The organism is Brevundimonas sp. (genome assembly GCF_024711105.1).
In the GTDB taxonomy this organism is placed as follows: domain Bacteria; phylum Pseudomonadota; class Alphaproteobacteria; order Caulobacterales; family Caulobacteraceae; genus Brevundimonas.
On record NZ_JANJTL010000048.1, the window covers coordinates 1 to 9230 of the forward strand.

At 67.6% G+C, this 9230-nt stretch carries 9 protein-coding genes; 2 read left to right on the plus strand and 7 right to left on the minus strand.

The annotated features are described in order from the left end of the window. The 4 genes from Q0M60_RS03850 to Q0M60_RS03865 form a co-directional block, all read right to left on the minus strand. Positions 1–1676: ABC transporter ATP-binding protein (locus Q0M60_RS03850; protein ID WP_296816138.1), on the minus strand; the 1676-nt coding region annotated here is incomplete at its 3' end. A gap of 24 nt (positions 1677–1700) precedes the next feature. Further along, complete coding sequence (locus tag Q0M60_RS03855; RefSeq protein ID WP_296816141.1) at positions 1701–3140, minus strand: sulfotransferase family protein; 1440 nt, start codon at positions 3138–3140, stop codon at positions 1701–1703. A 4-nt stretch (positions 3141–3144) separates the two neighbouring features. Beyond that, positions 3145–4005: a hypothetical protein gene (locus Q0M60_RS03860; protein ID WP_296816143.1), complete on the minus strand. Its 861-nt coding sequence runs from the start codon at positions 4003–4005 to the stop codon at positions 3145–3147. A 207-nt stretch (positions 4006–4212) separates the two neighbouring features. Next, positions 4213–4989: an FkbM family methyltransferase gene (locus Q0M60_RS03865; RefSeq protein WP_296816146.1), complete on the minus strand. Its 777-nt coding sequence runs from the start codon at positions 4987–4989 to the stop codon at positions 4213–4215. A 128-nt stretch (positions 4990–5117) separates the two neighbouring features. Here Q0M60_RS03865 and Q0M60_RS03870 point away from each other — a divergent pair, with 128 nt between their 5' ends. Further along, the gene (locus tag Q0M60_RS03870) at positions 5118–5855 is read left to right on the plus strand and encodes a hypothetical protein (RefSeq protein WP_296816149.1); all 738 of its coding nucleotides are present in this window, start codon (positions 5118–5120) and stop codon (positions 5853–5855) included. 1 nt (position 5856) lies between these two features. On the opposite strand, the gene Q0M60_RS03875 is transcribed toward Q0M60_RS03870, so the two are convergent. Further along, on the minus strand, positions 5857–7635 hold the full coding sequence (locus Q0M60_RS03875) for a methyltransferase domain-containing protein (protein ID WP_296816151.1): 1779 nt from the start codon (positions 7633–7635) through the stop codon (positions 5857–5859). A gap of 56 nt (positions 7636–7691) precedes the next feature. Then, complete coding sequence (locus tag Q0M60_RS03880; protein ID WP_296816153.1) at positions 7692–8033, minus strand: zf-TFIIB domain-containing protein; 342 nt, start codon at positions 8031–8033, stop codon at positions 7692–7694. Positions 8034–8150: 117 nt separating this feature from the next. On the opposite strand from Q0M60_RS03880, the gene Q0M60_RS03885 reads away from it, so the two are divergent. Beyond that, positions 8151–8837 (plus strand): hypothetical protein, encoded by a 687-nt coding sequence (locus Q0M60_RS03885; protein WP_296816156.1) that lies wholly within the window; start codon positions 8151–8153, stop codon positions 8835–8837. A 65-nt stretch (positions 8838–8902) separates the two neighbouring features. Here the strand turns inward: Q0M60_RS03885 and Q0M60_RS03890 are convergent. Beyond that, positions 8903–9230: hypothetical protein (locus Q0M60_RS03890; RefSeq protein ID WP_296816159.1), on the minus strand; the 328-nt coding region annotated here is incomplete at its 5' end.

A 9230-nucleotide genomic window follows, 5' to 3' on the forward strand; every position in this document is an offset into this window, starting at 1 on the left:
TGGCTGATGAGCACCAGAGTTCGGTGTTCGACGCGCGTCGTCTCGAGCAGCATCTCCTCGGCGGCTGAATCGAGCGCGGCTGTGGGCTCATCGAGGATGAGGGTGTCGGCGCCGGTGCGCAGCATGGCCCGGGCCAGCGCCAGCCGCTGCCACTGGCCGCCGGACAGCTCACGGCCGCCGAGCTGCTGGCGAGACAGCTTGGCGTCCAGGCCCTCGGGCAGTTCCTGGAGCACCGGGTCGGCCAGCCCCGCCCTGGCCGCCTCTTCCAGGCGGTCGCGGTCGGACACGCGCAGGCCCTCGCCCATGGCGATGTTCTCGCCCGCGGTCAGCTGGTAGCGCTGGAAGGGCTGGAACAGCACCGCCGTGCGCGCGAACAGCGTTCCCGGCTCCCAGTCCTCCAGCGGCAGGCCGTCGAGCGTGATCCGGCCTGTCGTCGGCCGGTAGAGGCCGGTGAGCAGCTTCACCAGCGTCGTCTTGCCCGAGCCGTTGACGCCGACCACGCCCAGCTGGACGCCCGGCGGAATGTCGAGGGTCACCCCTTCCAGCGCCGGCCTGGACACGCCGGGGTACTGATAGCCGACGTTCTCCAGGCGATAGCCTTCGCCGGGGCGGGGCCCTTCGGTCGCGGTCCCGCGGGGCGGGCCCTCCGGCTCGTTCTCCAAGGCGTCCAGGTTCGAGAGGTAAAGCAGGTCCTCGTAGCCCCCGGTCATGATGGTCAGGAGCGAGTTGACCGTGTTCTGACCCTGTTTGAGCAGGGCGATGTACATGGTCATGGCCCCCAGGGTGATGCCCCCCAAGACGGTGACCCAGACCAGCCAGACCTTGCCGGCGAGAAAGAAGGCCGAGCCCAGCAGGATCAGCAGCGAACTGCTGACGGTGCGCCGGCCCTGCAGGCTCATGTCGCGCTCGAACAGGCGGGCGTACATGTCGGCGTGGCGAGCGTTGATCTGTACGTCGGCGCCCGAGTGGATGCGCTCGGCCGCCGCGCTGTCGCTCGTCAGCAGGCCCTCCAGATAGGCGCGTTGGCGCATCTCGGGCGTGCGGCCGGTGTAGAAGCGGAAGGACTCGTGGGAGAAGCGCAGCTCCGCGACGAACAGCGGCATGCCGCCGGCCAGGATCAGCAGCACGGCCCAGGGCGAGAAGGTCCACAGCACCGCGGCGAAGGTGAGCAGCGTCACCGTGTACTGGGCGCCGTCGAAGACCCGGTTGACCAGGCCGAAGGGACGCGAGGCGGCGTGCTGGCGCGCCAGAGCGATGCGTTGCTGGACCAGGGGCTGTTCGATGACCGCCAGGTCCATGCGAACGGTCTTGGCCTGAATCCGGCGCGTCACCGCATAGGTGAGCTCGGCCTGCAGCACCTTCTTCTGGAACACCTGGACGCGCCGGGCGGCGATGCTCAGGCCCAGCAGGCCGGTTTCGACGGAAACCCAGACCAGCGCCAGGTCGCGCTGGGCCAGATCACCGCCGATCGCGGCCAGAACGCTGTCGATCAGCAGCTTGCCGACATAGGCGATCAGCGCGGGCGAGACGGCGATGAACAGCGAGACCAGCCCGATCTGGACCGCCAGCCGCGGGCAGGTGCGCCAGACCAGTCCCAGGACCTGGCGGGCGTAGCGCCAGATGTCGCGCAGGCCGGGCGCGGGCACATGGTCGTGGTCTTGCGCCGCATCGGTCATGGCGCGGCTCGCCGGACTGGCGCCCTAGCCAACGACCTCGAGCCTGGCGCGGATCTTGGCGCGCTCCTGGGCGATGCGCTGTGACAGGACGTTGCCCTTGTGCGGGAACGGCTGCGTCGGCATGGGCCGGTTGAGGAAGGGCGCGAGCTTTTCGTAGCCCTCTCCCTCGCAGACATTGATGACCAGCAGGTCCTCGGGACGGTCCTTGAAATACTCCAGGACGCGTTTGACGTACTGATCATAGACCCAGGCGAACCGTTCCGGCACGAAGTTGTAGCAGCCGAAGACCGCCGAGCGGAGGAACTGACGCATCAGATAGTGCGTCTCCTCGTCGGGATCCTCCGCCTCCTTGAAGGCCGGACGGTTGAACCAGTGGTTCTGGCAGGAGCGCAGCCAGCTCTCGCGGTCCCGCACGGTCAGGATGAACTTGCTGCCGGGGTACTGCTGATCGAACATCTCGAAGAACGGAGCCACCGTGATGTCGGTCAGGCCGTCGTAGTACTTCAGCACCGTCAGGTCGTACTGGCCGTTGGTCAGCTCGGTGTAGGTGTCCTCGTCGATTGGATAGTGGGCGCAGTCGTAGCCCAAGACCTTCAGGGCCTTGGTGAGCGACCGGGTGCCCGTGCGCGACAGGCCCAGGCCGAACACCTTGGGCTTGTTCTTCTCCGTCGCCCCATAGACCCGACGGCCCGAGTTCTGGTCCAGCCATTCATCGAGGTCGGCGCGGGTGAAGGGCGGCTTCTCCTCGATGCCCATGCGGTCGAGCTCGCGCTCGGCATGTTCGGGCAAGGCCTCGATGAAGCTCTGGACTTCCTGGCTGGTCGCCGTCTCGGGCACCATGGCGCGTGCATAGTCGACCGCGAGCCGCGCGACCGAGAAATCGGTGACCTGGCAGTTGGGCTTGGGCCAGCCCTTCATGCTCATCGACAGCCGGCGGCCCTGGATTTCGGTCCGGCTGCGCAGCTCACGCAGGGCGTACTTGGCGAAGACGTGCCGATAGTACTGGAAATGGTCGTGCAGGATGTCGAAGTTGCGGAACTGCTTGCTCATCCTGAGCGGCTTCATGGCCAGGTTGCGCAGGCGCGATTCCGGGCGCAGCACGTACTTCATATCGTCGACCGGCGGCTCGATCGAGGCCATGCGCCGGACCAGGTCGATCCGGGTGATGTGCGCGCCACAATGGATCCGGCCGCGAAACAGGTCGGTGACGTAGGCGTCGATATAGGCCGCGTCGCAGCCCTCGATGAACTCGCGCATATCCTCGAGGATCAGGCAGTCGGCGTCGAGATAGAGCACGTAGTCGCAGTCGTGCTTGATCTGCAGCATCTGCTGCACGCATTCCGTGAAGGGGCGCACGTCGTCGATGATGTGCACCCGATCGGGCCGCACGTTCTCAAGCGCCAGTTCCAGGCCGATGTCGCGCGTGCGCTCATCGATTTGCCGGTAGACCAGGTCGATCTTCACCCGACTACTCCCCCCACTCGCAGGCGCGGTTCGCCGCGCCGGCCATCTGATCAAACAGCGCGGCGTTCTGGGCCGACAGCTCGGTCTTCCAGCGCATGTCCGGCCGAATTCGGCCGGCGTGCTGCTCGTAATAGATGCGGCCCCGCTCGCCGGGCTGGACCAGCGAGCCCTGGCCCTGGTGACGCGTGGCCAGGAACTGCGTGCCGTTGTTGCCGCCCAGCGGGTGATGCTCCCCGCCGGCGATATCCAGCATGTCCCGCGCGTAGACGAGGGCGCCGAACTCGCAAAGGCCGCGCATGACCCGCTCGGGCTCCGACGCCAGCTCTTCGTAGTGGACGACCCGCTTGGGGCCCTCGAAGGCGTCGAACAGCTCCTGGCAGGCCGCGACCTGGGTCAGCCAGCCCTCGACCAGCTCCACCACGGGCCGCTCGGGGTACTTTCGGATGCGCGAGTTGACCACCGCGCGCCCGTCCCGCAGCAGAAGGATGAGGTGCGGCGTCGCGCCCGCGGCGCGCGTTTCTGCGGCGCGCTGGACGATCCAGTCCGGCCGTTTCGTCGAATCCACGATGGTCGGCGCGCCGGTGTGGGAGGCCACGAGCGGATAGAGCGGCGTCTGACCGTTCCAGGTCAGGCCCGACCAGACCGGACAGTCGTCCCCGCACACCTTGCAGGCCCGCTTGCGCAGCGGCTTGCTCATGTCGCCCAGGTAACGCGCCTTGGCGCCCTCCCCGACGTAAAAGGCGCCCTGCGCCCGGCCCAGCAGCATGCCGAGCAGGGTCGAGCCCGAATGGCCCGCGCCACAGATCATGATTGCGCGCTCGAGCGCCACGCCGGCCTCGCGCGCGGCCATCACCCGCCCGGCCATCTCCGCCCCGTCAGCACCCGTTCCCCCCGTACGCAGGCCGCCCCGTCCGACTCTGACACGGCGCAATCCAGCAAGCCGTTTAGGCAGCAAGGACGGCGCCACGTCAATGCGACATCGGAACGCCGTTCACCTGATTTCCGGCGCGGCCCTTGGTGGCGGAAGTTGCGCGATTTTCCGACATTCGAAACCTGATGGGTCCCGCGGCGCTCAGGCCAGCGACGCCGTCTCGGCCTTTCGCTTCGAGAGCGCCTCGCGCGTGGTGGCGTGAAAGTCCACCCAGCCGAAGCCCAGAAGGTCATCGTACTGGTTCAGGCGAATGAAGGATTCAAACAGCTCCGAGATGGTCGTCCGATCCTTCCACCGCCGCTCGGGCAACTCCAGGCCGAACGGTCCGCTCATGTGGCCATTGAAGGTGACTTCGACCACATCGCCCTCGCGCGGCGGACGCATCGCGGGCACGGCCCAGAGGGTCGCCTGATTGACGAGTTGAAAGGCGTCATAGCCCTTCGCCGCGAGCTTGCTGACGAGGTCGAGGCTGGCCGCCTCGACCGATACGAAGTCAGGCATCCGCTCGTCCGCCACTAGCTGGTCCACGAAGACATCGTCGGCCCCCTCGATGTCGCATTTCACATAGTAGGGCACGCCGTGCGCATCGAAGAGGTCCGACAGGGTCAGGGTTTCGACCTGGATGGTCGTAAGCGCGTGGCCGCCCTTGCCCGCCCAGCTTTCCAGAACGCTGCTCCAGTCGTCCTTTTCCGGATTGACGTGAAAGGTGACGATGTCGCCCGACGTCTTCCACAGGGCTTTCTGGACCGCGGTGAACCGGCCGGCGCGCGTCTCCGACCTAAATCGCGACGCGGCGCTACGCACCAGTTCAGGATTGGCCTCGAGCGCGACGACCCGGAAGCCCTTGCGCAGATAGTAATCGCTGTCCTCTCCGCGATGCAGGCCGAGATCGAAAATGAGATTGCGGTCTGCTTGCACGGGAGGTCCGACTCTGAACTGGTCCCACGCTATAGGACCCAAACGCATCGGCGTGAACGCCCCATCGTTGACGGCTGCGCGCAGGCGCTTCAAGACCTGGCGGCGTCAATCCAAGGAAGTTCAATCTCATGGCTCACACGCCGACGCCTCGCGACCGCATCGACGAGTGGATCATCGATTGCACGCCCGGTCGGAGTTTCGTCGACATCGGCGGTATCGGTGTCGGAGCCGGCAACGAACGGACTTCTACCGCCGCCCTGGCCGGCGCAACCCGGGTCGCGCAAGCCGACATTCGTCCCATTGACTACTTCGAATGGGAAGGCTTCCGACAGATGCTTCGGTCTCGTGGCGTGGACTCCGTCGAGGAGTTCGACCGGATCGACATCCGCGACGCTGCCGCGCTGTCGCGGCTAGGCCAGTTCGACGTCGTTCACACGACCGGGATTTTCTACCACCTCCCGTCGCCGGCGGATGCGCTTTGGAACCTCCGGCGGGTGGCTCAAAGACACCTCATCACCAACACGGTGACCTTCCCCGGAGTCATCAGCAACGCCGAGGGAATCCTGCGACTGCCGGACGCGGGCGTCCTGTTCCTGCCGGCGCTGACAGATCAGGATCGGCGGGTCCTGAATCGGCACTATCAGGACAAGTTCGGCTGGACGATCGACCAGACGGCCCCTCCCCTGGACCGGCCCAACCCGGGCATGCCGTGGATCGAGAACGGCGAACTGACCTGCTGGCCCTATTGGTACCTCTATACCGACCACGCCTTCCGCAAGCTGCTGGAACTCTGCCGGTTCCGCGTGATCGACGAGTTCAAGTGGGAGGACCACACGCTCCAGGTCCTTTGTGAGGTGATCCCCTGACCTAGCTCGAGAGCCTGGCGAGGCTGGACGCCATGGCCCCGACGATGCCGCGCTCGAACATCAGGCCGGCGGGCGTACTGTAGGTCGCAGCGTCAAACCACACGTAATCCGCACTCGGCTTGGGGACGACGGCGACATCAATCCGGGGGTCGGTCGGCGCGGGGCCCTCAATATCCGCGAACCGGACCACCAGGAGCCGGAAAGCGCCCTGCCCCACGATGTCCTCCAGCGTTCCGGCCCACAGGTCCAGGTCGGCCGGATATCGCTGGTCGAGTACGAACAAGACGCTCGGCGAGGCGACGGCCTGGGCGAACGCCGTCACCCGCTCCCTGTAAAGATCGATCAGCCGGGATTTGTCGTTCTCAAGCCAGTACGGACCCAATTGGTGGTTCAGGAAGGCCCCGTAGGCCGGCAAGGTTAGGGCCTCCACGCCGGACGGCGTACGTGCGATCTTGTGCGCCGCCGGATCGAAGAGGTCGGAGAACCCATTGGCTATCAGCTTCGCGGGACCGTCGCCGTAGAAGACGCCGGCGGTGAAGGGACCGTCGACGACCCGATCAGCCAGGCCCCACCGCATCGCGACGTCGAATGGAATGCATTCCTGACCGAGGGGCACGATCGGGGCATGAAGGGCAGCGAAACGCCTCCGCGTCTGCTCGCCCCAGGCGCGGCGCTCGGCGATGGCGCGGCTGATCTCCAGACGTGCGCCGCGAGGCTGGATCCGATCGCTGACGGCCTGAGCCGCATCGGCAAGCCCCTCGCGCTCCAGAGCGTAAGCCAGTTGGGCCAGGACCGAGGCCGGACAGGACCGGAGAGTGGAGGCGACCCGCTTGGCTTCCATGAGGTGCGCCTGAACCTCGTCGAGGCGATGCGCCTGGCGGGCGGCGGCGGCCGACTGCGTCAAGGCCACCACGAGCGAGGCTCCGGTCGACCGCCGGCGCAGTTGCTCGGCCATCCGCATCGCATCGGCCAGGCGCCCGGCCTTCACCTCAGCGTCCACCGCTTCGGACAATTGCTGGATGGTGGGCTCGTCCCTCACGGGCGCTTCCCCATCCGTGCGACGAATGACGATGTTGAGGAACTGCGGCAGGACCTGAGCCTCGATGAAGCCCAGGCCGTTCACGGCGTCGCGCAGGCTATGCCGGCGATCTGGGCGCCAGATGCTGATGTCGCCGTCGTCGGACGGTTCCAGGTTCCACAGGTGCAGCGCGAAGTAGCTCGCCGCCGCCGCCCCGTTTATCGGCGAACGGATCAGGATCGCCCCTCCCGGCTTGAGCTGCGCGAGCAGATCACGAACCGTCTGGACCGGATCCGCAAAGGTGCTGAGGGAGCAATTCAGATAGGCGATGTCGAACAACAGCCCCTGGTTGAAGTCGGCCAGGCTCCTGAGGCTCGTCTGCATCGATCGGACAGGCGGCCCCTTCAGCCCCCTGAATTCGAAGACGTCGTTGAGATAGAGCGCAAACGGATCGACCGCGGTCACCTCGACAGACCGGCCGTCGATCTTCCACCCCATGCTGGCCGCCGGGCCCGATCCCAGGTCGAGCGCGCGCACGACCCCCTCGCCCTCCGGGACAAGCATGGCCAGGTCCTGCTCGACGGCGCGCTCGGGATCACACCACTCCAGAAGGATCTGGTGATGCGCCTCCAGTCCCGGCCCATTGCAGATCACGCCCGCCCAGAAGGCGACGTGGTTCTCCACGCCAGCCTCCCACGCCTCCTGAGGAGGCATGAGCGCCTGCGGCGGCAGCGACGGATCAATGGGCTGGGCGGACGACACGCGCGAAATCTAACAGGGGATGGCTGAGTCGGACGACGCCCGGTTCGGGCGCGAACCTAGTCGAAAATATCGAACAGGTCGAAGCCTCGCTTGCGGCGGGGGCGGCCGTGCTGGTCATAGTGACCGCGTTCGCCGTATTCGCCCCGTTCTCCGTGCTCACCACGCTCGCCGTAACCGTACTGCTGCGGAGGGGCCTGGCGAGGCGGCGGCGCGGACTGCGGATAGGCGGCCGGGCCCGGACCAGGCCCGGCGTCGTCGCGGCTGGCCTGCATCAGTTTCTCGAGTTCGCCGCGGTCGAGCCAGACGCCCCGGCACGTTGGGCACATGTCGAACTCGACCCCGTTACGGCTGACGGTCTGCATGGAGGCGTTGTCGTTCGGGCAAAGCAGCAAGGGCATTGTCGTCTCCTGAGGTCCTCCACCGCCTCCCACATGGCCCGGCCATGCTTGCGGCGCAAGCACGCCATGCCGGCGCCCTGATCGAACGCTGTCCTGCCGACGACAGGGGAGACAGCCATGCCGGGGGTCAGGGACCTGAAGGCGCTCGTCGCACGGCCCGAGGCGCGCCGATGGCTCGCCGGGCTGGCGGTCGTGGCCATCTGCCATCTCGTGGTCCTGACCTTGGTCGTCCCGACGGCGCGAACCGGACGGACCCAGATCGACGGCCGACCGATCCCGCCGATCTTCGTCGACATCACGCCGCGAGCGCGGCCGGCGCGCGCGCCGCCGATGACGGCTGAGGGCGCGGCCGGGCGCCCCTCCCCAGCCCCGCCCGTGGCGGTCCGACAGGCCGAATCGAGCGATGCGCCTGCTCTGGTCTCTCCGCTGCTGGTCGAGACGGCGCCGCTCGCCCCGTCGCGGCCGGGCCGGGTCATCCCGCGCTCCTGGCGGGAGCGCTGCGGCTTGCCGGCGGACGGACCGGTCAGCGACGCGGACTGGGCTGCCTGTCGGCAGCTGTTCATGGACGCCGCCGCCCCGCCCCCAGGGCCACCACGACGACGCGGCGCCCCCGCGCAGGACTTCGCGGCCCAGGGCGCGGCACGCATCGCCGCCTATGAGGCCCAGCGTGCGCCGACCCCCGTCGGCGGCGGGCTGGCGCGCCCGTCCAGCACGCCTGGCTCCAACTTCGGCATGGGCGCGATGGACGACAGCGTCATCTACGTCCAGGGCTCGCGGCCCCGTACCGGCGCCGAAGAGGACTAGCCGGATGGAAAAAGGCCCCGGACGTCGCCGTCCGGGGCCCATTCAGTTCGGTCTGATCGAGAGCCTTAGCCCTCGATCTCCGCGGCCACCTCGGCCGGCAGGGGCTCGACCGCCGATTCACGCGAGGCCGCCAGGGCCTCGTCGCGCTCGTGGGCGACCCGTTGCAGGCCACGCAGGTAGGAGCCCGTGCCCGCCGGGATGAGCCGGCCGACGATGACGTTCTCCTTGAGGCCTTCCAGGGTGTCGATCTTGCCGTTGACCGCGGCGTCGGTGAGGACGCGCGTGGTCTCCTGGAACGAGGCCGCCGAGACGAAGCTCTTGGTCTGGAGCGACGCCTTGGTGATGCCGAGCAGGACCGGCTGGACGGTGGCCGGACGGCCGCCGCGCTTCTCG

Bases quoted from the DNA above. Each gene is read 5' to 3' on its own strand.
- Q0M60_RS03880 (WP_296816153.1), bottom strand. From the start codon at position 8,033: ATGCCCTTGCTGCTTTGCCCGAACGACAACGCCTCCATGCAGACCGTC.
- Q0M60_RS03860 (WP_296816143.1), bottom strand. From the start codon at position 4,005: ATGGCCGGGCGGGTGATGGCCGCGCGCGAGGCCGGCGTGGCGCTCGAG.
- Q0M60_RS03885 (WP_296816156.1), top strand. From the start codon at position 8,151: ATGCCGGGGGTCAGGGACCTGAAGGCGCTCGTCGCACGGCCCGAGGCG.
- Q0M60_RS03870 (WP_296816149.1), top strand. From the start codon at position 5,118: ATGGCTCACACGCCGACGCCTCGCGACCGCATCGACGAGTGGATCATC.